Raw genomic sequence first — 23857 nt, 5'->3', positions numbered from 1 at the left:
GTCGGAAGGGTCACGCGTTGCTGGCCGCCACCCACCGCTCCAGGGTGGCCCGGGCGGCGCCCGAGTCGATGGACCCGGCCGCGCGGGCGATGCCCGCGGCGAGCTGTTCCTCCAGCGAGCCCGTGCCCGGGTCCAGGGCGACCAGGGCGGACGCCGCGTTCAGCAGGACGGCGTCGCGGACCGGGCCGGTCTCCCCCGCCAGCAGGCGGCGGGCCACGTCGGCGTTGTAGGAGGGGTCTCCGCCGCGCAGGGCCGAGATGTCGATGGTCTCGATGCCGACGTCGCGCGGGTCGAAGGCGTGCTCGGTGACCCGCCCCTCGCGCACCCACCACACCCGGGAGGGCCCGGTGGTGGTCAGCTCGTCCAGGCCGTCGTCGCCGCGGAAGACGAGGGCCGAGGTGTTCCGTTCGGCGAGCACCCCGGCCATGATCGGGGCGAGCCGGCCGTCCGCGACGCCCACGGCCTGGGCCGTGACCCGGGCGGGGTTGGTGAGCGGGCCCAGGCCGTTGAAGGCGGTGCGCACGCCGAGGTCCCGGCGGGCCGAGGCCGCGTACCGCAGGGCGGGGTGGAAGACCACCGCCGCGCAGAAGGTGATGCCGGCCTCCTCGGCGACCTCCGCCACCCGCTGCGGGGTCAGCGACAGGTTGACGCCGAGCTTCTCCAGGACGTCGGAGGAGCCGGAGGCGGAGGACGCGGCCCGGTTGCCGTGCTTGACGACCTTCGCCCCGGCGCCGGCGGCCACGATGGCGGACATGGTGGAGATGTTGACGGTCTTGGCGCCGTCGCCGCCGGTGCCGACGATGTCCACGGTCCGCCCGGGCACCTCGATGAGGTTGGCGTGGGCGTACATCGTGCGGACCAGGCCGGTGTACTCCTGCACGGTCTCGCCCTTGGCCCGCAGGGCCACCGCGAAGCCCGCGATCTGCGCGTCGGTGGCCTCGCCGCGCATGATCCGCTCCATCGCCCAGGCGGTGTCGTCGGAGGCGAGGTCACGGCCGCTGAGGAGGGCCTCCAGGATGCCCGGCCAGCCGCGGGCCGCCACGCTGTCGCCGCCTGCCGGGGTCGCAACGTTCATGGTCAGCTCCTGCTGCTCGTCGGCCCACCGGTGCGGGGCCCACGTCGGATGGGAAGGATCTCAGCCTATCCAGCCCCGGAGACGGCAATGAGCCCCCGTCCAGACACTGGACGGGGGCTCATGCCGTGGCGACAGCAGGATCGACCTGGATCGATCCCTCAAGCGGTCCTGCCGGAGATCAGTGGTGGCCGTGGCCCGACTGGATCTCCTTGTACTCCTCGACGGTGGGCTTCGGGATCTGGTTGCCCTCCGCGTAGAGGCCCTTGCTGAGCTTGGCGCGCAGCTTCTCGCCGCGCGTCACCTTGCGCTCGACACCGTTCTCGTCGACCGTCGGGCCGAGCTCGATCGGCTTGTACTGCTCGTGCGAGGTGAGCGTGTGCAGCTTGCCCTGCGGGAGCGGCTCGTGGACCTCGATGAACTCACCGTGCGGCAGACGCTTGATGATGCCGGTCTCGCGACCGTGCAGCACCTTGTCGTGGTCCCGGCGCTGGAGGCCGAGGCAGATCCGCTTGGTGGCGATGAAGGCCAGGACCGGGACGACGAAGAAGCCGATCCGGACGAACCAGGTGATCGAGTTGATCGACAGGTGGAAGTACTGGGCGAACATGTCGTTGCCACCGCCGATGAGGAGCACGATGTACTCCGCGATCCAGGCGACACCGAAGGCCGTACGGGTCGGGACGTTGCGCGGGCGGTCCAGGATGTGGTGCTCGCGCTTGTCGCCGGTGACCCAGGACTCGATGAACGGCCAGACGGCGATCGCGCCGAGGACCAGCGGGAAGAGCAGCAGCGGGATGAACACGCCCAGGACGAGCGTGTGGCCCCACAGGTTGATCTCCCAGCCGGGCATGGCACGGATCAGGCCTTCCGGCATACCCATGTACCAGTCGGGCTGCGCACCGGTGGACACGTGGTCCGGGCGGTACGGGCCGAGCGCCCAGATCGGGTTGATCGAGGCGAGGGCCGCGATGGCCGCGATGACACCGAAGACCAGGAAGAAGAAGCCTCCGGCCTTGGCCATGTAGACCGGCAGCAGCGGCATGCCGACGACGTTGTTGTTCGTCTTGCCGGGACCCGCGAACTGGGTGTGCTTGTGGTAGAAGACCAGGATCAGGTGGGCCACCAGCAGGCCCATCATGATGCCGGGCAGCAGCAGGATGTGGATCGAGTAGAAGCGCGCGACGAAGTCGCCGCCGGGGAACTCGCCGCCGAAGAGGAAGAACGACAGGTACGTGCCGACGATCGGCACGGACAGGATCGCGCCCTCCATGAAGCGGACACCGGTGCCCGAGAGCAGGTCGTCCGGCAGGGAGTAACCGGTGAAGCCGGTGAACATGCCGAGGACCAGCAGCAGGAAGCCGAAGATCCAGTTGACCTCGCGCGGCTTGCGGAACGCGCCGGTGAAGAAGACGCGCATCATGTGCACGACCATCGCGGCGACGAAGATCAGCGCCGACCAGTGGTGGATCTGCCGGATGAGCAGACCGCCGCGGACGTCGAAGCTGATGTCCAGCGTCGAGGCGAAGGCCTCGGACATCTGGACGCCCTGCATCGGCACGTACGAGCCGTGGTACACGACCTCGTTCATGCTCGGGTGGAAGAACAGCGTCAGGTACACACCCGTGAGGATGATGATGATGAAGCTGTAGAGGCAGATCTCACCCAGCATGAAGGACCAGTGGTCCGGGAAGATCTTGCGCATGTTGGCCTTGGCGAGGCTGTAGATGCCCAGGCGGCCGTCCGCCCAGTCGGCTACGCGCTCACCGCGCGGCGCTTTGCGCTCGGTGGTGGTGGCAGTGCTCATCCGCGCTCCCAGAATGCAGGACCGACGGGCTCTTCGAAGTCGCCGAGCGCTTCGAGGAAGCCTTCGTCATTCACGCCGATCCGCAGCTGCGGAAGCGCGTGACCGGCCGGGCCGAAGATGACACGGGCGCCGTCGGAGAGGTCGAAGGTGGACTGGTGGCACGGGCAGAGCACGTGGTGCGTCTGCTGCTCGTACAGGCTGATCGGGCAGCCGACGTGGGTGCAGATCTTCGAGTAGGCCACGATGCCCTCGTGGGACCACTCCAGCTCCTGCTTGTCCTTGATGTCCTCCGGCTTGATCCGGACGAGCATCAGGGCGGCCTTGGCGATCTGGACCTGGAAGTCGTGCTGGTCCTCCTCCAGGCCCTCGGGCATGGCGAAGGTGAGCGAGCCGACCAGGACGTCCTCGGGGCGCAGCGGCTCCATGGTGTTCTGGTTGATGATCAGCTTGCCCTTGGCCCAGACGGTCTTGCGCAGCTTCTTCTCGGGCAGCGGGCCCAGGTCGCGCAGCAGCATCACGCCGGAGAGCGGCACCAGGGCCAGCGCACCGAGCAGGGTGTTGCGGATCAGCGGGCGGCGGGCGATGCCGGACTCGTTCGCACCGTCGGCGAAGTCCTGCATGACCTTGGCCTTGACGTCCGCCGGCGCCGCGATCTCGTGGCGGTCGTCGGCGACCTCGACGTCGGACATCAGGGTGCGGGCCCAGTGGACCGCGCCCGCGCCGATGCAGAAGAGGGCCACGCCCAGGGTCAGGCCCAGGGCGAAGTTGAGCGCGCTGACCTTGCCGATCGGGAAGACGTAAATGATCTTGTCGACCGGGATGGACACGTACGAGGCGATGAAGCCGACGGTGGCCAGCATCGACAGCGTGAACAGCATCGCGACCGTGCGCTCGGACCGCTTGGCGGCCCGCTCGTCGATGTCCTGGATGCGCGGCTTGTGGACCGGGAGGCCCGGGTCGGCGAACGGGTCGTCCGCGACCGCTACGGCACCGTGGTGCGCGTCGCCCTGCTCACTCGGCAGGTGCTTGTCTTCGGGAATGTCTTGGCTACTCATGACTTCTTGGCCTTAGCGGTGTGGGCCGCGACCCAGACGGCGACAGCGATCAGCGCACCCAGACCGAAGATCCAGCCGAACAGACCCTCGGAGACGGGGCCGAGGCCACCGAGCTTCAGGCCGCCAGGGCTGACCGACTTCTCGCCGTTCACGTTCTGGAGGTACGCGATGATGTCCTTCTTCTGCTTCTCCGGCATCGTGCTGTCGGGGAAGGAGGGCATGTTCTGCGGGCCGGTGAGCATGGCCTCGTAGATGTGCTTCGGCTCGACGCCCTCAAGGTTCGGGGCGTACTTGCCGTTCGTCAGCGCGCCGCCCTCGCCGGTGAAGTTGTGGCACTGCGCGCAGTTGTTGCGGAACAGTTCGCCACCGGCGGCGATGTCGGCACCGGCCGGGTCGTACTGCTTCTCGGTCGGCGTGATCGGACCGGCGCCGAGGGAGGCGATGTACGCCGCGAGCTGGTCGATCTGGGCCTGCGAATAGATGTTCCGCTTCTTCGGCACCTGGGCGCCGGGCTGCTGGGCGGGCATGCGGCCCGTGCTCACCTGGAAGTCGACGGCCGCGGAGCCGACGCCGACCAGGCTCGGGCCGTCAGAGGAACCCTGACCGCCGGTTCCGTGGCAGCTTGCGCAGCCGACGGCGTAGAGCTTCTTGCCCTCCTCGATGGCGAGGGACTGGGCGGTTTCATCGGCCTGCGCCTTGCCCGCGGGCGCGAAGGCGGCGTACAGCCCCCCCGTGACCGCCAGCGCGAAGAGTAGAACGACGACCGCCGCCAGCGGATGGCGTCGTCGTGCGGAAAGCTTTTTCACGGATTACCCCGGTGTCAGGATCTTCTGCGTCGGTGTTTCTGGATGGTGCGCCGGGAACGGGCCCGGCGACGGGTTCGCTACTTGATCAGGTAGATCGTCGCGAAGAGGCCGATCCAGACGACATCGACGAAGTGCCAGTAGTAGGACACGACGATGGCCGACGTGGCCTGTTCGTGGGTGAACCTCTTGGCCGCGTACGTCCGGCCGAGGACCAGCAGGAAGGCGATGAGGCCGCCCGTCACGTGCAGACCGTGGAAGCCGGTGGTCAGGTAGAACACCGTGCCGTACGGGTCGGACGAGAGGCTCAGGCCTTCCTCCTTGACCAGGTCGGTGTACTCGAACACCTGGCCGCCAATGAAGATCGCACCCATGACGAACGTGATGATGAACCACGTCCGGAGCTTCTTCACGTCACCGCGCTCGGCGGCGAACACGCCGAGCTGGCAGGTGAGCGAGGAGAGCACCAGGATCGTGGTGTTCGTCGCCGAGAAGGGCAGGTTCAAGGCCGAGGCCTGTTCCGCCCAGTGCTCGGCACCCATCACGGATCGCAGGGTGAAGTACATCGCGAAGAGGGCCGCGAAGAACATCAGCTCGGAACTCAACCAGATGATGGTTCCGACGCTGACGAGGTTCGGCCGGTTGACCGTCGGGTGCGCGTGCCCGGTATCTACTGTCGTTGCTGTCGCCACGACCGACATTATGTCGGTCGCTTATCCCGCCCTCACCCCGGGGGGTGCCGTTCGGAGTGTCAGGGGGGTGTGCAAGGCCCGAACGGCCCATCAGATCACCCCCGCGCGGACTCTCCCGCCAGGCTGGCGGAACCGATGTTGACACGGGGTCGGACGGAGTAGCATCCCGCGCATCATCAGCGTGATTCACGGACACGTGGAGGAACGAAATGCGGGCGACTGCGCGGGTTCTGGTCTACAGCGACGACGCGGGCACCCGGGAGCAGGTGCGGCTGGCGGCCGGGCGCAGGCCTGCCGCCGACCTGCCGCCGGTGGAGTTCCTGGAATGTGCCACGCTTCCAGCCGTCCTCAAGGAACTGGACGCCGGCGGCATCGACGCGTGCGTGCTGGACGGCGAGGCGGTCCCGGCCGGGGGCATGGGCGTGTGCCGGCAGATCAAGGACGAGATCTTCCGCTGTCCCCCGGTGCTGCTGCTGATGGGGCGCCCCCAGGACGCCTGGCTGGCCACCTGGAGCCGTGCGGACGCGGCCGTCACCCTTCCGGTGGACCCGGTGGAGTTCCCCGAGGCCCTGGCGGGCCTCCTGCGCGCCCGGCTGGCGCCCAACGCCGCCTGAGGACGCGGGCGAGGGCCCGTGGACGGCTCTGCGGCCGTCCGCGGGCCCTCGCGTGCTTCGCGGGGCGTGCGGGTCAGACGGTGGGGCGCAGGCGGGCCTGGTCGACGGGGCTGCGGCCCTCCTGGGTGCCCTTGAGGAGGTAGCTGCCGTCGCGCCATTCCTTCCAGTCCAGGTTCCAGTCGCCGTAGCCGTTGCCGAAGGGCTCCATGTCGTCGCCGATACTGTTGATCACCCGGACGATGTCGCCCTCGGTGATGTTCTCGTAGAACCAGGCGGCGTTGCCCGTGCTCATGCCGGTGCAGCCGTGGCTGACGTTCTCGTAGCCCTGGGAGCCGACCGACCAGGGCGCGGCGTGGACGTACTCGCCGCTCCAGGTGACGCGGGTGGCGTAGTAGACGGGGAGGTTGTAGTACTCGCTGCCGCCGATGCCGACGGTGTCCCCGCGCATCTGGACGAAGTACTGCTTGCCCAGCACCACCTTGACCCCGTTGCGGGTGGAGAAGCCGGGCTTCCCGGTGGTCACCGGAATGGTGTTGATCACTTCGCCGTTGCGCTCGAACGTGAGGGTGTGCGCGGCGGCGTCGGTGGTGACCTCCACCCGGTCGCCGATCTCCAGCTTGAGGGGCTTGGAGGCGGTGCCGTGGAGGTCGTCCTCGATCTTGACGCCCTCCAGGTTGCTCCGTACGGAGACCCAGGAGTGGGCGGGCCAGTACTCCTTGGGGCGGAAGTGCAGGTTCTTGTCGTCGACCCAGTGCCAGGCGCCCTCGACCGGCTCCGGGGTGTCGATGACCAGTCCCCGTTCGACGAGGGCGCGGGCCGCCTTGTCCTTGACGGGTTCGCTGAGTTCGGCCGTGATGGGCTGGCCGACCCCGTATTTGCCCTCGTCCGGGCCGAATTCGACCTTGAGGACCTTCTTCGCCGGGGTGGTGTCGAAGGCGAGTGTGCGCTGCCCTGGGGCCCCGTGCTGGTCCTCCGTGCTCACGGTGACCGTGTAGTGGACGCCCGCGGCCATCGGCGAGGTGCTGTGCCAGCGGTCGCCCTTGGCGGAGAGCTCGCCCGCCAGGCGGCGGCCGTGGGTGTCCACGGCCATCACGTCGGTGATACGGGACTCCGTGCCCTTGGCGGTGACTTCGAGCGGCTTGTCGGGGTCGGCGGCCCGGCCGCCCGCGGGCGGCTGGTTGAAGGTCACCTGCTCGCCCGCGTCGTACGGGCGGGCTGACAGCGGGTTGTCTGCGGACCCCCCGCATGCGGTGGCGCCGGCACCGAGGGACGCGACCAGCAGGGAGCAGCTGAGTACCGTCCAAAGACGCGGTGAGTGCTTCATACGCTCAACGCTATGAACATATGACTATTACGTCGCGCGGGGTGACTGCAAACGAGGGGCCCGGACTCCTCCGAAAAGGTGTCCGGGCCCCTCTGTACCGCTCGTGCGGCTGGTACCGCTACGGCCTACTGGTTCTGGTTCTCACCGCGGTAGTACTCGTACACCCAGCCCCACAGGCCGATCAGGATGATCGGGGCCGAGAAGTACATGAGCCACCAGCCGAAGATGACGCCCATGAACGCGAGCGCGCCACCGATGCCCAGCGAGAGCGGCTGCCAGCTGTGCGGGGAGAAGAACCCCAGCTCGCCCGCCTCGTCGGCGACGTCGGCCTCCAGGTTGTCCTGGGCCATCTCGTCCACGCGCCGGGCCGTGAAGGCCAGGTAGTAGCCGATCATGGCGCTCAGGCCGAAGGCCAGCGCGAGAGCGGTGGTTCCGACCGGCTCCTTCGACCAGACGCCGTAGACGACGGTCATGATCAGGATGAAGACGGAGAGCCAGAGGAACATCTTGCCCTGGATCTTCACTTGCCGGCCTCCTTGCCACCGGTGACGGCCTTCGCCGGGGCGTGGTCCTCAAGGTGGTCGAGGGCCGCGATCTCCGGGTGGTGCAGGTCGAACGCCGGCGATTCACTGCGGATGCGCGGCAGGGTGAGGAAGTTGTGCCGCGGCGGCGGGCAGGAGGTCGCCCACTCCAGCGAACGGCCGTAGCCCCACGGGTCGTCGACCTCGATCTTCTTGCCGTACTTGGCGGTCTTCCAGACGTTGTACATGAACGGCAGGAAGGAGAGGCCGAGGACGAAGGAGCTGATCGTCGAGATCGTGTTCAGCGTGGTGAAGCCGTCGGCGGCCAGGTAGTCCGCGTAACGACGCGGCATGCCCTCGGCGCCCAGCCAGTGCTGCACCAGGAAGGTGCCGTGGAAGCCGATGAACAGCGTCCAGAAGGTGATCTTGCCGAGGCGCTCGTCCAGCATCTTGCCCGTGAACTTCGGCCACCAGAAGTGGAAGCCGGCGAACATCGCGAACACCACGGTGCCGAAGACGACGTAGTGGAAGTGCGCGACGACGAAGTACGAGTCGGAGACGTGGAAGTCCATCGGGGGCGAGGCCAGGATGACGCCGGTCAGACCACCGAAGGTGAAGGTGACCAGGAAGCCGATCGTCCAGAGCATCGGGGTCTCGAAGGACAGCGAGCCCTTCCACATGGTGCCGATCCAGTTGAAGAACTTCACACCGGTCGGGACCGCGATCAGGAAGGTCATGAACGAGAAGAACGGCAGCAGCACACCACCGGTGACGTACATGTGGTGGGCCCACACGGTCACCGAGAGGCCGGCGATCGCGATCGTCGCGGCGATCAGACCGATGTAGCCGAACATCGGCTTGCGGGAGAAGACCGGGATGATCTCGGAGACGATGCCGAAGAACGGCAGCGCGATGATGTACACCTCTGGGTGGCCGAAGAACCAGAAGAGGTGTTGCCACAGCAAGGCGCCGCCATTGGCCGCGTCGAAGACGTGCGCGCCGAACTTGCGGTCGGCCTCCAGCGCGAAGAGCGCGGCGGCCAGGACCGGGAAGGCGAGCAGGACCAGGACACCGGTCAGCAGCACGTTCCAGGTGAAGATCGGCATGCGGAACATCGTCATGCCCGGAGCGCGCATGCAGATGATCGTGGTGATGAAGTTGACCGAGCCGAGGATCGTACCGAAGCCGGAGAAGGCCAGACCCATGATCCACATGTCGGCGCCGATGCCCGGCGAGCGGACGGCGTCCGACAGCGGGGAGTAGGCGAACCAGCCGAAGTCGGCCGCACCCGAGGGGGTGACGAAGCCGGCGACCGCGATGGTCGAGCCGAAGAGGTACAGCCAGTACGCGAACATGTTCAGCCGCGGGAACGCCACGTCGGGCGCGCCGATCTGCAGCGGCATGATCCAGTTGGCGAAACCGGCGAACAGCGGGGTCGCGAACATCAGCAGCATGATCGTGCCATGCATGGTGAACGCCTGGTTGAACTGCTCGTTCGACATGATCTGCGTGCCCGGACGGGCCAGCTCGGCGCGCATGAAGAGCGCCAGGATGCCGCCGATCAGGAAGAACACGAACGACGTGACCAGGTACATCGTGCCGATGGTCTTGTGGTCGGTGGTGGTGAGCCACTTCACGACCACGTTGCCCGGCTGCTTGCGCCGCACCGGCAGCTCGTTTTCATACGAGTCGGCGGCGGCACCCTGGGATTCGTTGAGGATGCTCACAGTTTGTTCACTTCCGCATTCCGGGCGGGGTCAGTCTGCTTGATGCCGGCCGGCAGGAAGCCGGTCTGCCCCTTCTCCGCGAGCTGCTTCAGGTGCGCCTTGTACTCCGCCGGGGAGACGACCTTCACGTTGAACAGCATGCGGGAGTGGTCGACACCGCAGAGCTCGGCACACTTGCCCATGAAGGTGCCTTCCTGGTTCGGGGTGACCTCGAAGACATTGGTGTGACCGGGGATGACGTCCTGCTTGAACAGGAAGGGCACCACCCAGAAGGAGTGGATGACGTCGTTCGACGACAGGATGAAGCGGACCTTCTCGCCCTTGGGCAGGTAGAGGGTCGGCCCCGGGTTGTTCGTGTCCGCGTTCCGGTCGCCGGGGACGCCCTTCTCGTAGACGCCCTCGGCGCCCGCGGGGAAGTCCTTGGTGAAGCGGTCCGGGAGGGAGGCGAGCTCCTTCGGAACCACACCCGCCTTCGGGGTCGCGGCGTCGCCGTCGACGTTCTCGACGTAGTTGAAGCCCCAGCTCCACTGGAAGCCGATCACGTTGATCGTGTGCGCCGGCTTGGAGAGGGTGAGCAGCTTCGACTCATCACGCGCGGTGAAGTAGAACAGCACCGAGACGATGATGAGCGGGACCACGGTGTACAGCGCCTCGATGGGCATGTTGTACCGGGTCTGCGCGGGGACCTCGATCTTCGTCCGGCTACGCCGGTGGAAGATGACGCTCCACAGGATCAGGCCCCACACCAGGATGCCCGTGATGAGAGCGGCCGCCCAGGATCCCTGCCACAGGGAGAGGATGCGAGGCGCCTCCTCCGTGACCGGGCTGGGCATTCCGAGGCGGGGGAAGTCTTTCCAGGTGTACGAGCAACCAGTGGCGGTCGCCAGGACCACGCCCGCAGTCAGCGCCTGCAGCAGCTTCCGCCGCATCGGGCGCCGCGGCGAGCGGTCGGAGCCGTAGGGACTCACGTAGCGCCTTCCCGAGAGTCTCGGCCCGCGCGGCCGGCCGCGGCCGTGTTCGGGTCGGTCGCCGGCCCTGACGCAGGCAGGGGTTTGGATGTTTATGCGGACCAAACCCTACTGGACGCTATTTGAGGCCGCGCGGGGAGGGTGCCCAACGCGCCGCTACTGCCCCCGAAGGGATGGATCCGCCGTACGGGGGACAGGCCGTCCGGCCCTGAACGGCGGGCTCCGGACGGCATCTGACGGCCCTTGAACCCCCGCGCGACCAGGGCCGATCGCCATCCCCGGGGCCGCCCGGCCGGACGGGCGCCCCTCAACACCCCGCCTCCCCCCGCCCCTGCCTTACGGTGGCCGGATGCCGTACTTCGACACCGCGTCCGCCGCCCCGCTGCATCCCGTGGCCCGGCAGGCGCTGCTGGCCGCACTGGACGAGGGCTGGGCGGACCCGGCCCGGCTGTACCGGGAGGGGCGGCGGGCCCGGCTGCTGCTGGACGCGGCACGGGAGGCCGCGGCCGAGGCGGTCGGATGTCGCCCCGACGAGCTCGTGTTCACTCCTTCGGGGACGCACGCGGTTCACGCGGGCGTCGCGGGGGCCCTCGCCGGGCGCCGGCGGGTGGGCGGCCATCTGGTGGTGTCGGCGGTCGAACACAGCTCCGTCCTGCACGCGGCGCAGGCCCACGCGGCGGGCGGGGGCACGGTGACGGAGGTGGCGGTGGACCGCTTCGGCGCGGCCTCTCCCGCCGGGTACGCCGCTTCCCTGACCTCCACCACGGCTCTGGCGTGCCTCCAGTCGGCCAATCACGAGGTGGGCACGGTCCAGCCGGTGGCCGAGGTGGCCGAGGTCTGCGCGGCGGCGGGGGTGCCGCTGCTGGTGGACGCGGCGCAGTCGCTGGGGTGGGGTCCGGTGGAGGGCGGCTGGTCGGTGCTGACGGCCAGCGCCCACAAGTGGGGCGGCCCGCCCGGGGTCGGGCTGCTGGCCGTCCGCAAGGGGGTCCGCTTCGCCCCCCAAGGCCCCGCCGACGAACGGGAGTCGGGCCGCTCCCCCGGCTTCGGCAACCTGCCGGCCGTGGTGGCGGCGGCGGCCTCGCTGCGGGCGGTGCGGGCGGAGGCGGACGCGGAGGCGGCCCGGCTGCGGGTGCTGGTGGACCGGATCCGGCGGCGGGTGGCCCGGCTGGTGCCGGACGTGGAGGTGGTCGGCCACGCGGACCGGCGTCTGCCGCACCTGGTGACGTTCTCCTGCCTGTACGTCGACGGCGAGACCCTGCTGCACGAGCTGGACCGCGCGGGCTGGTCGGTCTCCTCGGGCTCCTCGTGCACCAGCTCCACGCTGACCCCGAGTCACGTGCTGCGGGCGATGGGGGTGCTGTCGGAGGGGAACGTACGGGTGTCGCTGCCGCGGGGGACGACGGCGGAGGAGGTCAACGGCTTCCTGGACGTGCTGCCGCGGGCGGTGGCCGGGGTGCGGGCGGAGCTGGGCGTCCCGGACCCCTCGGCCTCCGCCGCCACGCCGGTGGCGGAGTCGGTGGAGGTCGACGCCCTCGGGCTGCGCTGCCCGCAGCCGGTGATCGAGCTGGCCCGGGCGATCGGGACGGTCCCGGTCGGCGGGACGGTGACGGTCCTGTCGGACGACGAGGTCGCACGGCTGGACATTCCCGCGTGGTGCGCGATGCGGGGGCACGTCTACCTCGACGAGACCCCGCGCCCCATCGGCGCGGCCTACCGGGTCCGCCGGGCGGTCTGACCCGGGCCCGCCGTCGGGCCGGCCGGGGCGCCACCGCCGGGCCGGCCGGGGGGCCGCTGCGCGGAGCCGTCTCCCCGCCCCGCCCTTCACCCGTTCTCCGGGGCTCCGCCCCAGACCCCGCGCCTCGAACGCCGGCGGGGCCGGAATCAGCCCCGCCGGCGTTTGGGGGCACCGCCCAGCGGTAGCCGGGGGGTCCGCCCCGCGCAGCGGCCCCCCGCCTCCAGCCGGCGGTTACGCCTCCAGGTGGGCGCGGACCTCCGCGGCGGCCTCGTCGCCGTACGCCTTCGTGAAGCGCTCCATGAAGTGCGCGCGGGCCAGGGTGTACTCCTGGGTGCCCAGGGTCTCGATGACGAGCGTGGCCAGCATGCAGCCCAGCTGCGCGGCCCGCTCCAGCCCGACGCCCCAGCCCAGCCCCGTCAGGAACCCGGCCCGGAACGCGTCGCCGACACCGGTCGGGTCGACCTTCGCCGTCTCCTCCGGGCAGCCGACCAGGATCGGCTCCTCCCCGGCCCGCTCGATCCGCACGCCCTTCGAGCCGAGCGTGGTGACCCGGGTGCCGACCTTGGCGAGGATCTCCTCGTCCGTCCAGCCGGACTTCGTCTCGATGAGGCCCTTCTCGTACTCGTTCGAGAAGAGGTACGTCGCGCCCTCCATCAGGGTGCGGATGTTGTCGCCGTCCATGCGGGCGATCTGCTGCGAGAAGTCCGCCGCGAAGGGGATCCCCCGGGTGCGGCACTCCTCCGTGTGGCGGAGCATCGCCTCGGGGTCGTCGGCGCCGATGAGGACGAGGTCCAGCCCGCCCACCCGGTCGGCGACGGCCTTCAGCTCGATCTGCCGGGCCTCGCTCATCGCGCCCGTGTAGAAGGAGCCGATCTGGTTGTGGTCGGCGTCCGTGGTGCAGACGAAGCGCGCGGTGTGCAGCACCTCGGAGATCCGCACGGAGGCCGTGTCCACGCCGTGCCGGTCCAGCCAGGCGCGGTACTCGTCGAAGTCCGAGCCGGCCGCGCCGACCAGGATCGGACGGCTGCCGAGCTGGCCCATGCCGAAGCAGATGTTCGGGCCGACGCCGCCCCGCCGCACGTCGAGGTTGTCGACGAGGAAGGAGAGGGAGACCGTGTGGAGCTGGTCGGCGACGAACTGGTCGGCGAAGCGGCCCGGGAAGGTCATGAGGTGGTCGGTGGCGATGGAGCCGGTGACTGCGATGCGCACGGCGTGGATGCTCCTGCTGATGACGGCGGGTGACAGTCAAAGTTACCGTTCCCCGCCTCGGCGGTCACCATCGGCCGGATCCCCGCGCACCGGCCTGGCCGGTTGTCTCCCCCGCGTCCCCGGAGCGGTCCCGTCCCTTGGTCCTCGCGGGACGGGACGGGACCGGGGCGGCCGCGTGCGCCGGGCCTACTTGGCCGGGTCTCCGAAGCGGACGGAGCGGACCTCCAACGTGTCCTTGGCCGGATTGCCGTTGGCCTTCAGCCGCCAGCTGGCGCCCTTGCAGTTCGCGCCGAGGTAGACGGTCACCGCGGTGTCGGTCTGGTTGTGGGGGCCGTAGCCCGGCAGCTCGTCGTCGTCGCCGACGGCGTAGAGGTTGATGCAGTGGTCGCTCAGCGGGTCGTGCAGCGTGACGACCTGCTCCTGGCCGTAGCCGTCGACGTACTTGTAGTGGAAGTAGCCCTCGGCGGCCTGGGCCGAGCCGGTCGTCGACAGGACGAGGGTGAGGGCGCCGAGGCAGCCGCCCAGGGTGGTGCGCAGTTTCATGGGAGGGATCCGTTCCCTGGATGATCAAGGGTGGTGCGGGCCCAACCCTAGGAGGGGCGTGCGGTGGAGAATCGATCCGCCGGGCCGCACGCCCCTGCGCGTCCCGGGCCGCCACCCGTTCGGCCCCCGCCCCCTGACCGACCGGCCGGAACTACCCCGTAGTAGGACTTCCTTCGCTCGACCCGGCGTGCCTACCGTGCCTCCATGACCTCTACCGATGGTTTCGGTTACACCGAGTACGCCGGGGGCGCCCGCCCCGGCTTCGCACGGCTGCTGGGCGACTGCGCCCGTATGGCCCCGCACTGGGCGGTCCCGCCGGAGCCCTCGCCGGTGCGGGTGGCCCCCTCGCAGATCCACGGGGTCAGCGTCCCGCCGGCCTCCGCCCGGCTGATCGCCGCCACGGCGGAGTACGGGGAGTAGGAGGGAAGGAGGACGGGGGAACCGGTTGCGCGGTCCGCGCGTCACACCCGCATCACGTACGGCGGGACACGCGAAGGAGCAAGCGGTGACCAGCGAACAGCCCGACACATCACGCGCCACACGACGGCGGCCGGCCTGGGCCATCGGCTCCATCGCGGCCGCCGTCCTGCTGGCCGGCGGCGGTACGGCCTACTGGGCGTCGACGGCGTACGGCGACGCCCCGGGCGGCCGCGGCCGTACGGCGGACACCGCCGCGGTCGCCCCGCGCGACGCGGGGTCCCCCTCGGGGCCGGGCATCGCCCCCGGGGAGCCGGACCCGCACGGCGGCGGGGTCACCTACCGGGCGGACGGGCCGCTCCCCCAGGCCCCGGCGTCCGCGCCCTCCTTCGCCGCGTCCGGGGAGGTCACCGCGGAGGAGGTGGCCCGGCTCGCGCAGGCCCTCGGGATCTCCGGCGCGCCCCGGCTCAGCGGCGAGCAGTGGCTGGCCGGGGAGACCGGCGACGGCTCCGGGCCCCGGCTGAGCGTCACCCGCAAGGCCCCGGGCACTTGGAGCTTCTCCCGCTACCAGGGCGGCGGCGCGGGCGACGACTGCGTGCGCGGCAAGGACACCTGCGGCCCCGCCACCCTCCCGGAGGGACCGGGTGCGGCGAAGCCGGCCGCGCCGCAGGACACGGGCTCCGGCACTCCGGTCTCCGAGCAGGCCGCCAAGGACGCCGCGGCGCCGGTGCTGGCGGCGGCCGGGCAGGGCGACGCGAAGGTGGACGCCCGGCTGGTGACGGGCTCGGTCCGGGTGGTGGTCGCCGATCCGGTGGTGGGCGGGCTGCCCACGCAGGGCTGGTCGAGCCGGATCAGCGTCGGGGCGGACGGCCGTCCGGTGGCGGGCAGCGGGGAGCTGAAGGCGCCGGTCCGCGGGGCGGAGCAGCCCGTGGTCGGCGCGGCCGAGGCCCTGGACCGGCTCAACGCCGCGAGCAAGGGGGGCGGCGGCACCGGTCCGGGCCCCAGCGGCTGCGCGACCTCGGTGCCGCTGACCCCGGACACGGCGACGGGGGCCACGGACACCCTGCCCTGCAACCCGGAGCCGCGCCCGATGAAGCCGCCGCGGACCGAGAGCGTGAAGGGGGCCGTGTTCGGGCTGGTCGCGGGGACGGTCGACGGCGGGCGGGGCCTCGTACCGGCCTGGCTGTTCGAGGTGGCGGGTACGGACGGCAAGCCGGGCCGCACGGTGGTCCAGCCCGCGGCCAGGGAGGACGGCGGCACCACGGCGCCGGTGCCCCCGCAGGACCGCACCGTGCCGGGGTTCTCGTACGCGCAGGCCGACCGGACGCTGACGGTCGACTTCTGGGGCGGGGTGTGCAGCTCCTACGCCCTGGAGGCGCGGGAGGAGGCCGGTTCGGTGCTGGTGAAGATCACGGAAACCCCGAACAAGCCCGGCCAGGCCTGCGTCATGCTGGCGAAGGAGATGTCCGTCACGGCGCAGCTGAAGCAGCCGCTGGGCGAGCGCAAGGTGGTCGACGCGACGACCGGCAAGGCCCTTCCCCGCCGGTAGGGCGGGACGGGCGAGGGCCCGGGCGCCGGTCGGATCGACCGGGGCCCGGGCCCTCGTCGTGCGCGTTCAGCCGGTTCTAGCTGAAGGAGTCGCCGCAGGCGCAGGAGCCGGTGGCGTTCGGGTTGTCGATCGTGAAGCCCTGCTTCTCGATGGTGTCGACGAAGTCGATGGAGGCGCCGCCCAGGTACGGGGCGCTCATGCGGTCGGTGACGACCTTGACGCCGTCGAAGTCCTTGACGACGTCGCCGTCGAGGGAGCGCTCGTCGAAGAAGAGCTGGTAGCGCAGGCCGGAGCAGCCGCCGGGCTGGACGGCGACGCGCAGCGCCAGGTCATCGCGGCCTTCCTGCTCCAGCAGGGTACGGACCTTCTCGGCGGCGGCGTCGGACAGGAGGATGCCGTCGCTCACAGTGGTCTTGTCGTCCTGTACGGACATCTGCATTCACTCCCGAAGTGGGCGGCTCCCCGCCGGTGGCTGGGGAAACGTCGGACTCTTGCCGTCGGTGGCAACCAGCGGGACCGCGGTTTCATTCCGGGTCCGGCGCCTTGTTTCAGATATTCATGCTCGCACACCCGTGGGGAGCGGTGGACCCCTCGCGGAGGGCCACTGGAGTGTGCCGGTCCGGAGTGGGCGAATGCGTCACATCGACATTATCGCCATCGTCAAAGTGACGTGAAGCGGTTATGATAGATAGCGTCATATAGACGAGAAGTCGAAGTGACGCCTTCGGAAGCCCTCTTCGGAAGGCACCTAGTCGCAGAACAGAAAGGGTGCGTGTCGTGACCACCGCCCAGCCCTTGGACGTCCAGCCGACGCCCCTCGCCCTGCTGCTGCTCGGCCGCGAGTCCGACCCCAAGAGCGAGCGCGGCGTGGAGTGCCCCGGCGACCTGCCCTCGCCCTCGGACCCGGACCTGGTGGCCCGCGCCCGTGCGGCCAAGGAGAAGCTCGGGGACAAGGTCTTCATCCTCGGGCACCACTACCAGCGGGACGAGGTCATCGAGTTCGCCGACGTCACCGGCGACTCCTTCAAGCTGGCCCGCGACGCGGCCGCCAAGCCGGAGGCCGAGTACATCGTCTTCTGCGGCGTGCACTTCATGGCCGAGTCCGCGGACATCCTGACCTCCGACGACCAGAAGGTCGTCCTGCCCGACCTCGCGGCCGGCTGCTCGATGGCCGACATGGCCACCGCCGAGCAGGTGGCCGAGTGCTGGGACGTGCTGACCGAGGCCGGGATCGCCGGCAGCACCGTGCCCGTCTCGTACATGAACTCCTCCGCCGACATCAAGGCCTTCACCGGCAAGCACGGCGGCACGATCTGTACCTCGTCCAACGCGAAGAAGGCCCTGGAATGGGCGTTCGAGCAGGGCGAGAAGGTCCTCTTCCTCCCGGACCAGCACCTGGGCCGCAACACCGCCGTCCGCGACATGGGCATGTCCCTGGACGACTGCGTGGTCTACAACCCGCACAAGCCGAACGGCGGGCTGACCGCCGAACAGCTCCGCGCGGCCAAGATGATCCTGTGGCGCGGCCACTGCTCGGTCCACGGCCGCTTCAGCCTGGACTCGGTCAACGACGTGCGCGAGCGGATCCCGGGCGTCAACGTGCTGGTGCACCCCGAGTGCAAGCACGAGGTCGTCGCGGCCGCGGACTACGTCGGCTCGACGGAGTACATCATCAAGGCGCTGGAGGCGGCCCCGGCCGGCTCCAAGTGGGCCATCGGCACCGAGCTGAACCTCGTCAAGCGGCTGGCGAACCGATTCGCCGCCGAGGACAAGGAAGTCGTCTTCCTCGACAAGACGGTCTGCTTCTGCTCGACGATGAACCGCATCGACCTCCCCCACCTGGTGTGGACCCTGGAGTCCCTCGCCGAGGGCAACCTCGTCAACCAGATCCAGGTCGACAAGGAGACGGAGAGCTTCGCCAAGCTCGCGCTGGAGCGGATGCTCGCGCTCCCGTAGGCGGCACGGACACGCACGAAGGGGCGCCCCCGGTGGGGGGCGCCCCTTCGGCGTTCACGGGGTCAGACCTTGGCCGGGGCCGCCTCGTCCGACGGGGCCGGGACCACCGTCAGCGCGGCCTGGCGCCTGGTCGCCCGCTTGGCCCGGCGGCGCTCCTTGCGCAGCTCGATCGCCGTGTAGAGGGTCGGGACGAGCAGCAGCGTCAGCAGGGTGGAGCTGACCAGGCCGCCGATCACGACCACGGCGAGCGGCTGCGAGATGAAGCCGCCCTCGCCGGTGACGCCCAGCGCCATCGGCAGCAGCGCGAAGATCGTCGCCAGGGCCGTCATCAGGATGGGCCGCAGACGGTGGCGGCCGCCCTCGACGACCGCCTCGACCACGCCCAGGCCCTGCGCCCGGTACTGGTTGACCAGGTCGATCAGGACGATGGCGTTGGTGACGACGATGCCGATGAGCATCAGCATGCCGATCATCGCCGGGACGCCCATGGGGGTGCCGGTGACGATGAGCAGGCCGAGGGCGCCGGTGGCGGCGAAGGGGATGGAGACCAGCAGGATCAGCGGCTGTACCAGGGAGCGGAAGGTCGCGACCAGCAGCATGAAGACGATCGCGACGGCCGCGAGCATGGCCAGGCCCAGCGAGCCGAAGGCCTCGTCCTGGTCCTGGGAGACGCCGCCGATGGAGGCCGTGGCCCCTTCGGGCAGGTGCAGGGCCTTGAGCCTGGTCTGGAGGGCGGCGCTGACGGCCCCCGTGTTGTCACCGACCGGCTTGGCGGTGATGGTGGCGGCGCGGGCGCCGTCGATCCGGGTCATCGCGACCGGGCCGGGAACCTCCTTGACCTCGGCGATGTCACCCAGCTTGGCGGGCCCGACGGGGAGCGCCTGGAGTTCGGCCAGCGTGGTGGCCGGGTGGGCGGAGCGGATGACGACGTCCCGCTCGGTGTCGTCCAGTACGGCCTTGCCGACCGGGTTTCCGCGGAGGGCCTGGGCGACGATCGCGCCGAGCGCGGCCTGGTTGAGGCCCGCCTCGGCTGTCTTCGGGGTGGCGGTGACCGAGATCCGGGGCACGGACTGGGCGAGGTCGCTCTGGACGTCGGTGACGTCCTTGAGGGTGGCCACCTCGGCGCGTACCTGCTCGGCGGCCTTGGCGAGGACGGCACCGTCACCGGCCTTGACGACCACGCTGAGGTTCTGGCTGCCGAAGCCGCCGCCCGCCGAGAGGGAGGTGTCGCCGATGCCCTGGAGCTTGCCGAGGGCGTCCTGGATGCGCTGCTTGACGGCCTCGGAGTGCTTGGCGTCGTCCAGGGTGACCTGGTAGGAGGCCTGGTTGGTGCCCGTCCCGCCGCCGAAGGCCGCGAGGAAGCCGGAGGAGCCGACCGTGACCTGGTAGTCCTTGACGCCCTCGACGGAGGCCAGGGCCTGCTCGACCTTGCGGCTCGCCTCGTCGGAGGCCGCCAGCGAGGTGCCCGCGGGCAGCTCCTGCTTGACCGTCAGGACGTCCTGCTCGCCCTGGTCGAAGAAGTTGGTCTTCAGCAGCGGGGTCATCCCGAAGGTGGCGACCAGGACCACGACCGCGATCGCGATGCTGGTCAGGCGGCGCCGGGTGGCGAAGCCCAGGACGCGGACGTAGAGGCGCTGGAGGCGGCTCTTCGCCTCCTTCTCCTCGGCCTCGCGGCGGGCCCTGTCCGGGTCTTCGGAGGTGCCCTTGGGCGCCCGCAGGAACCAGTACGAGAGCACCGGGACCACGGTCAGGGAGACCAGCAGCGAGGCCAGCAGAGAGGCGGTGACGGTGAGCGAGAAGGAGCCGAACAGCTCGCCGATCATGCCGCCGACCAGGCCGATCGGCAGGAAGACGGCGACGGTGGTGAGGGTCGAGGAGGTGACGGCGCCGGCCACTTCGCGCACGGCGGCGGTGATCGCGGCCTCGCGCTCCTCGCCGTAGCCGAGGTGGCGCTTGATGTTCTCCAGGACCACGATCGAGTCGTCGACGACCCGGCCGATGGCGATGGTGAGCGCGCCCAGGGTCAGCATGTTGAGCGACAGGTCGCGGGTCCACAGGACGATCAGGGCGAGGACCACGGACAGCGGGATGGACACCGCGGTGACCAGCGTCGAGCGGATCGAGGCCAGGAAGACCAGGATCACGATCACCGCGAACGCCAGGCCGAGGAGGCCCTCGGTGGTGAGGCCGGAGATGGAGCGGGCCACGGCCGGGCCCTGGTCGCTGACGACGGTCAGCTCGGCCCCGGAACCGAGCTGGGAGCGGAGCTCGGGCAGCTTGTCCTTGACGGCGTCGGAGATGGCGACGGCGCTGCCGTCCTTGTCCATGGTGAGGACGACGGCGAGGCTCGGCTTGCCGTTGGTGCGGGTGATCGAGTCGGCCTTGGCCGGCTCCTGCTTGACGGTGGCCACGTCGCCGAGGCGGACGGCCGGCTTGCCGGGGCCCGCGGTCAGCCGGAGGTCCTCCAGCTGGGCGAGGGAGGTGTAGCCGGAGCCGACGCGGACGGTGCGGTTCTTGCCCTGCTCGTCGAAGGAGCCGGCCGGGACGGCCGCGCCGCCCGCCTTGAGGCCCTCGGCGAAGGCGGCGCCGTCGAGGCCGGCGGCGGCGAGCTTCGCGGGGTCGGGGGTGAGGGTGACCTGGAGGTCGCGGACGCCTTCGACGCTGACCCGGCCGACGCCGTCGAGGTCCTCCAGGACCGGGACGACGGAACGGTTCAGCTGGTCGGCGAGGGCCTGCTGGTCCTTGTCGGAGGTGACGGCGAGGACGACGGTGGGGATGTCGTCGGTGGAGCCGGCCACCACCTGCGGGTCCACCTCGGCGGGCAGCCGGACGCGGGCCCGGTTGACGGCCTGCTGGACGTCGGCGACGAGCTGCTTGGTGCCCTCGTCGCCGTAGTCGAAGGTGGCGCGGATGAGCGCGTTGCCCTCGCTGGCGGTGGAGGTGATGCCGGTGATGCCGTCGACGCCCTTGAGGGTGTTCTCGATGGGCTCGATGACCTGCTTCTCGACCACGTCGGGCGAGGCGCCCTGGTAGGGCGCGAGCACGGAGACCATCGGCAGTTCGATGGACGGCAGCAGCTGCTGCTTGAGCTGCGGGATGGCGATGGCGCCGAAGAGCAGCGCGATGATCGACACGAGGCCGACCAGGGCTCTCTGGGCCAGGCTGAAGCGGGACAGCCAGGACATGGGCGTGGGATCTCTCTGCTGTGACGTGGGCGAGGGTCCTCCCAGCCTCACCCGCGCCGCACCGCCGCTGCGTCGGCCCCAGGTCCCGTCCTTATCCGCCGCATACCGCGCCCGCAGTACGCCGCCCTACTGCGGTGTGCCCGGCCGTCGGCCGGGGTCAGTCGGCGCGCGGGCGGACCAGGCCCGATTCGTACGCGATGACCACCAATTGCGCCCGGTCCCGGGCGCCGAGCTTGGCCATGGCCCGGTTCACGTGGGTCTTCACGGTCAGCGGGCTGACCTCCAGCCGGGAGGCGATGCCGTCGTTGGACAGCCCGGCGGCCACCTGGACCAGGACCTCGCGCTCCCGTCCGGTCAGCGCGGCCAGCCGTTCGGCGTGCGCCGAGCCGGCGAGGGGGGCGTCGGCGCGGCCGCCCTGGGCGAGGAAGCTGGCGATCAGCCCCTTGGTGGCGGCCGGGGAGAGCAGGGCCTCCCCGGCGGCCGCGACGCGGATGGCGTTGAGGAGCTCGTCGGGCTCGGCGCCCTTGCCGAGGAAGCCGGAGGCTCCGGCCCGCAGGGCCTGGACCACGTACTCGTCGACCTCGAAGGTGGTCAGCATGACGACGCGGACGCCGGCGCACTCCGGGTCCTGGCTGATCATGCGCGTGGCGGCGAGGCCGTCGGTGCCGGGCATGCGGATGTCCATGAGGACGACGTCCGCTCCGGCCTCGCGGGCCAGGGCGTAGGCCTGGGCCCCGTCCGACGCCTCGCCGACGACGCGCATGCCGGGCTCGGAGTCGACGAGCACCCTGAACGCGCTGCGCAGCAGTGCCTGATCGTCGGCGAGGAGCACCTTGATGGGGCCTGGGCCCCGCTCCCGGGTCGGGTTCTCGTCCACGCCCCGAGGGTACGCGGGCGGTGGGGCGCGGGATCAGCCGAGGGCGAGGACGACCAGGGCGGACGTGGCGGCCGTCTCGCAGACCGCGCCGAACACGTCGCCGGTGACCCCGTCGAAGCGGCGTACGCAGCGGCGCAGCAGGAGTTCGGCGGCGAGCAGGCCGGCGAGGACGGCCGCCGCGTGCCGGGCGGCGGCGGCCGGCCCGGCGGGGAGTGCGGCGAGGGCGGCGGCGGCCAGGACGAGAGCGGCCACCGCGGCGGCCGCGCCGGGCGGGACCACGCCGGCGACGGCCGCGCCGAGGCCGCCGGGCCGGGCTGCGGGGACGCCCCGGCGGGCGGCCAGGGTCATCGCGAGGCGGGCGGTGACGGCGGCGGTCACGGCGGCGAGCGCCCCCCGGACCCAGGAGTCGGCGTAGGCGTTCGCGAGGGCGGCGACCTGGACGAGGAGGACGAAGAGGAGGGTGATGACGCCGAAGGGGCCGATGTCGGACTGCTTCATGATCCGCAGGGCGTCCTCGGCGGGCTTGGCGCTGCCGAGCCCGTCGGCGGTGTCGGCCAGCCCGTCGAGGTGGAGCCCGCGGGTCAGGACGGCCGGGACGGCGGCGCTGACGGCCGCGGCGAGCAGGGGGCCGCCGCCGAGCCGCAGCAGGAGGACGCCGGGTACGGTGGCGAGGAGTCCGACGACGAGACCGGCGAGCGGGGCGCAGGCCATGCCGGTGCGGGCCGCCGGCCGGTCCCAGCGGGTGATGCGCGCGGGCAGGACGGTCAGCGTGCCGAAGGCGAAGCGGATCCCGTCGGCCAGCGTGGCGCGCTCCGCGGGCGGGAGCGGCGGTCGATCATCGGTCGAATCTGTCATCGGCGCGAACGCTACCCGCTTACGGTGAGCGGTAAATTGCTCATTAGGTGTCATATCGGGAGCGGGTGTCGTGGGTCACTGGTGGGAGCGCAACATCGTCGAGCCGGGCAAGCTCCCCTTGCTGCTCGCCCTGTTGTCGTTCGTCCTGTCGTTCCTGATCACCCGCGTGATCACACGGCTGATCAGGGCGGGCCGGGGCCCCTTCAAGAACATCACCCCGGGCGGCCTGCACGTCCACCACGTGGTCCCCGGCGTCGTGCTGGTGATCATCGGCGGGTTCGGGGCGGTGGGCAGCGGCGGGCACAGCTTCGGCGCGGGCCTGTCGGCCGTGCTCTTCGGGCTGGGCGCGGGACTGGTGCTGGACGAGTTCGCGCTGATCCTGCACCTGGACGACGTCTACTGGAGCGAGCAGGGCCGCAAGAGCGTCGAGGTCGTCGTCCTGACGGCCGCCGTGGTCGCCCTGGTGCTGGGCGGCTTCCTGCCGTTCGGGGTCAACGAGCTGTCCCCCGGGGAGCGGCACAGCCGCGGAATCGTCGTCATGAACACCGCCACCAACTTCTTCCTCGCGCTGATCGCCCTGTGGAAGGGCAAGCCCCGTACGGCGATCTTCGGGACGGTCATCCCGTTCGTCGCCCTGATCGGGGCGGTCCGGCTGGCCCGGCCCGGGTCCCCGTACGCGAAGCGGTTCTACGCGCACAGGCCGCGCGCCCGCGCCAAGGCGGGGCTCCGCGCCTTCCACCACGACCGGCGCTGGGCCCGGCCGCGCCGCAGGTTCGAGAACTTCATCAGCGGACTGTCCGACCCGGAGCGCGAGCGGGCGCGGGAGAGGAGCGGCGGCGGGGGCGGTCCCGGGCACGGCTGCGGATGACACGGAAGGGGGGGGGGGGGGGGGGGGGGGGGGGGGGGGGGGGGGGGGGGGGGGGGGGGGGGGGGGGGGGGGGGGGGGGG

Annotated in this window: 21 protein-coding genes; 6 read left to right on the top strand and 15 right to left on the bottom strand. The window is 70.8% G+C overall.

What is annotated here, in order from left to right; all coding sequences use genetic code 11:
* Positions 1 to 10: 10 nt before the first annotated feature.
* The 5 genes from trpD to ctaE all read right to left on the bottom strand — a co-directional run bounded on the left by trpD (position 11) and on the right by ctaE (position 5438).
* Positions 11 to 1075: an anthranilate phosphoribosyltransferase gene (trpD, locus tag WDV06_RS09385; protein WP_395509179.1), complete on the bottom strand. Its 1065-nt coding sequence runs from the start codon at positions 1073 to 1075 to the stop codon at positions 11 to 13.
* A 178-nt stretch (positions 1076 to 1253) separates the two neighbouring features.
* Positions 1254 to 2879: a cytochrome bc1 complex cytochrome b subunit gene (qcrB, locus tag WDV06_RS09380; RefSeq protein WP_395509178.1), complete on the bottom strand. Its 1626-nt coding sequence runs from the start codon at positions 2877 to 2879 to the stop codon at positions 1254 to 1256.
* Positions 2876 to 3934 carry a cytochrome bc1 complex Rieske iron-sulfur subunit gene (qcrA, locus tag WDV06_RS09375; protein ID WP_395509177.1) on the bottom strand — a complete coding sequence of 353 codons (1059 nt, stop codon included), beginning with the start codon at positions 3932 to 3934 and terminating at the stop codon, positions 2876 to 2878. The genes qcrB and qcrA overlap by 4 nt, the downstream gene beginning before the upstream one ends.
* Complete coding sequence (gene qcrC, locus WDV06_RS09370; RefSeq protein WP_344153790.1) at positions 3931 to 4740, bottom strand: cytochrome bc1 complex diheme cytochrome c subunit; 810 nt, start codon at positions 4738 to 4740, stop codon at positions 3931 to 3933. Before qcrC ends, qcrA begins: the two co-directional genes overlap by 4 nt.
* 77 nt (positions 4741 to 4817) lie before the next feature.
* Positions 4818 to 5438 (bottom strand): aa3-type cytochrome oxidase subunit III, encoded by a 621-nt coding sequence (gene ctaE, locus WDV06_RS09365; protein ID WP_385523670.1) that lies wholly within the window; start codon positions 5436 to 5438, stop codon positions 4818 to 4820.
* Between the two features lie 200 nt (positions 5439 to 5638).
* Between ctaE and WDV06_RS09360 the strand changes: the two genes are divergently transcribed.
* Positions 5639 to 6043 (top strand): hypothetical protein, encoded by a 405-nt coding sequence (locus WDV06_RS09360; RefSeq protein WP_395509176.1) that lies wholly within the window; start codon positions 5639 to 5641, stop codon positions 6041 to 6043.
* 73 nt (positions 6044 to 6116) lie between these two features.
* Here the strand turns inward: WDV06_RS09360 and WDV06_RS09355 are convergent, their stop codons facing one another.
* The 4 genes from WDV06_RS09355 to ctaC form a co-directional block, all read right to left on the bottom strand.
* The gene (locus tag WDV06_RS09355) at positions 6117 to 7367 is read right to left on the bottom strand and encodes a L,D-transpeptidase (RefSeq protein ID WP_395509175.1); all 1251 of its coding nucleotides are present in this window, start codon (positions 7365 to 7367) and stop codon (positions 6117 to 6119) included.
* Positions 7368 to 7492: 125 nt separating this feature from the next.
* Positions 7493 to 7891 (bottom strand): cytochrome c oxidase subunit 4, encoded by a 399-nt coding sequence (locus WDV06_RS09350; protein ID WP_042813651.1) that lies wholly within the window; start codon positions 7889 to 7891, stop codon positions 7493 to 7495.
* Positions 7888 to 9615, bottom strand: a complete 1728-nt coding sequence (ctaD, locus tag WDV06_RS09345; protein WP_042813652.1) for an aa3-type cytochrome oxidase subunit I — start codon at positions 9613 to 9615, stop codon at positions 7888 to 7890. The genes WDV06_RS09350 and ctaD overlap by 4 nt, the downstream gene beginning before the upstream one ends.
* Positions 9612 to 10583: an aa3-type cytochrome oxidase subunit II gene (gene ctaC, locus WDV06_RS09340; RefSeq protein WP_395509174.1), complete on the bottom strand. Its 972-nt coding sequence runs from the start codon at positions 10581 to 10583 to the stop codon at positions 9612 to 9614. Before ctaC ends, ctaD begins: the two co-directional genes overlap by 4 nt.
* A gap of 349 nt (positions 10584 to 10932) precedes the next feature.
* Between ctaC and WDV06_RS09335 the strand changes: the two genes are divergently transcribed.
* Positions 10933 to 12318, top strand: coding sequence for a cysteine desulfurase/sulfurtransferase TusA family protein (locus tag WDV06_RS09335; RefSeq protein WP_395509173.1), 1386 nt, complete (start codon positions 10933 to 10935; stop codon positions 12316 to 12318).
* Between the two features lie 231 nt (positions 12319 to 12549).
* Here WDV06_RS09335 and WDV06_RS09330 read toward each other — a convergent pair whose 3' ends face one another.
* Positions 12550 to 13527 (bottom strand): carbohydrate kinase family protein, encoded by a 978-nt coding sequence (locus WDV06_RS09330; RefSeq protein ID WP_395509172.1) that lies wholly within the window; start codon positions 13525 to 13527, stop codon positions 12550 to 12552.
* 186 nt (positions 13528 to 13713) lie between these two features.
* Complete coding sequence (locus tag WDV06_RS09325) at positions 13714 to 14070, bottom strand: hypothetical protein (protein ID WP_395509171.1); 357 nt, start codon at positions 14068 to 14070, stop codon at positions 13714 to 13716.
* A 204-nt stretch (positions 14071 to 14274) separates the two neighbouring features.
* Here WDV06_RS09325 and WDV06_RS09320 point away from each other — a divergent pair, with 204 nt between their 5' ends.
* Positions 14275 to 14490: a hypothetical protein gene (locus tag WDV06_RS09320; protein ID WP_395509170.1), complete on the top strand. Its 216-nt coding sequence runs from the start codon at positions 14275 to 14277 to the stop codon at positions 14488 to 14490.
* An 85-nt stretch (positions 14491 to 14575) separates the two neighbouring features.
* Positions 14576 to 16036, top strand: a complete 1461-nt coding sequence (locus tag WDV06_RS09315) for a hypothetical protein (protein WP_395509169.1) — start codon at positions 14576 to 14578, stop codon at positions 16034 to 16036.
* A 76-nt stretch (positions 16037 to 16112) separates the two neighbouring features.
* On the opposite strand, the gene WDV06_RS09310 is transcribed toward WDV06_RS09315, so the two are convergent.
* On the bottom strand, positions 16113 to 16469 hold the full coding sequence (locus WDV06_RS09310) for a HesB/IscA family protein (protein WP_030029080.1): 357 nt from the start codon (positions 16467 to 16469) through the stop codon (positions 16113 to 16115).
* A 335-nt stretch (positions 16470 to 16804) separates the two neighbouring features.
* On the opposite strand from WDV06_RS09310, the gene nadA reads away from it, so the two are divergent.
* Positions 16805 to 17992 (top strand): quinolinate synthase NadA, encoded by a 1188-nt coding sequence (nadA, locus tag WDV06_RS09305; RefSeq protein ID WP_395509168.1) that lies wholly within the window; start codon positions 16805 to 16807, stop codon positions 17990 to 17992.
* Positions 17993 to 18054: 62 nt separating this feature from the next.
* On the opposite strand, the gene WDV06_RS09300 is transcribed toward nadA, so the two are convergent.
* From WDV06_RS09300 to WDV06_RS09290, 3 genes are all read right to left on the bottom strand, one after another.
* Positions 18055 to 21177, bottom strand: a complete 3123-nt coding sequence (locus WDV06_RS09300) for an efflux RND transporter permease subunit (protein WP_395509167.1) — start codon at positions 21175 to 21177, stop codon at positions 18055 to 18057.
* Between the two features lie 157 nt (positions 21178 to 21334).
* Entirely contained in the window at positions 21335 to 22054 is a 720-nt protein-coding gene (locus tag WDV06_RS09295) for a response regulator (RefSeq protein ID WP_395509166.1), read from the bottom strand.
* A gap of 33 nt (positions 22055 to 22087) precedes the next feature.
* Positions 22088 to 22909, bottom strand: coding sequence for an adenosylcobinamide-GDP ribazoletransferase (locus tag WDV06_RS09290; protein ID WP_395509165.1), 822 nt, complete (start codon positions 22907 to 22909; stop codon positions 22088 to 22090).
* A gap of 70 nt (positions 22910 to 22979) precedes the next feature.
* Between WDV06_RS09290 and WDV06_RS09285 the strand changes: the two genes are divergently transcribed.
* A complete protein-coding gene (locus WDV06_RS09285) occupies positions 22980 to 23777 on the top strand; it encodes a hypothetical protein (protein WP_395509164.1) in 798 nt (265 codons plus the stop codon).
* Positions 23778 to 23857: the final 80 nt, after the last annotated feature.

The organism is Streptomyces racemochromogenes, assembly GCF_044129415.1.
Lineage (GTDB): Bacteria > Actinomycetota > Actinomycetes > Streptomycetales > Streptomycetaceae > Streptomyces > Streptomyces racemochromogenes_A.
The sequence above is the reverse complement of the archived record's forward strand: the minus strand, read 5'-3'. Positions and strand labels throughout refer to the sequence as shown.

Bases quoted from the DNA above. Each gene is read 5' to 3' on its own strand.
- ctaE (WP_385523670.1), bottom strand. From the start codon at position 5,438: ATGTCGGTCGTGGCGACAGCAACGACAGTAGATACCGGGCACGCGCAC.
- WDV06_RS09355 (WP_395509175.1), bottom strand. From the start codon at position 7,367: ATGAAGCACTCACCGCGTCTTTGGACGGTACTCAGCTGCTCCCTGCTG.
- WDV06_RS09310 (WP_030029080.1), bottom strand. From the start codon at position 16,469: ATGTCCGTACAGGACGACAAGACCACTGTGAGCGACGGCATCCTCCTG.
- WDV06_RS09320 (WP_395509170.1), top strand. From the start codon at position 14,275: ATGACCTCTACCGATGGTTTCGGTTACACCGAGTACGCCGGGGGCGCC.
- trpD (WP_395509179.1), bottom strand. From the start codon at position 1,075: ATGAACGTTGCGACCCCGGCAGGCGGCGACAGCGTGGCGGCCCGCGGC.
- qcrA (WP_395509177.1), bottom strand. From the start codon at position 3,934: ATGAGTAGCCAAGACATTCCCGAAGACAAGCACCTGCCGAGTGAGCAG.
- WDV06_RS09335 (WP_395509173.1), top strand. From the start codon at position 10,933: ATGCCGTACTTCGACACCGCGTCCGCCGCCCCGCTGCATCCCGTGGCC.
- WDV06_RS09300 (WP_395509167.1), bottom strand. From the start codon at position 21,177: ATGTCCTGGCTGTCCCGCTTCAGCCTGGCCCAGAGAGCCCTGGTCGGC.
- WDV06_RS09360 (WP_395509176.1), top strand. From the start codon at position 5,639: ATGCGGGCGACTGCGCGGGTTCTGGTCTACAGCGACGACGCGGGCACC.
- WDV06_RS09325 (WP_395509171.1), bottom strand. From the start codon at position 14,070: ATGAAACTGCGCACCACCCTGGGCGGCTGCCTCGGCGCCCTCACCCTC.
- WDV06_RS09290 (WP_395509165.1), bottom strand. From the start codon at position 22,909: ATGACAGATTCGACCGATGATCGACCGCCGCTCCCGCCCGCGGAGCGC.
- qcrB (WP_395509178.1), bottom strand. From the start codon at position 2,879: ATGAGCACTGCCACCACCACCGAGCGCAAAGCGCCGCGCGGTGAGCGC.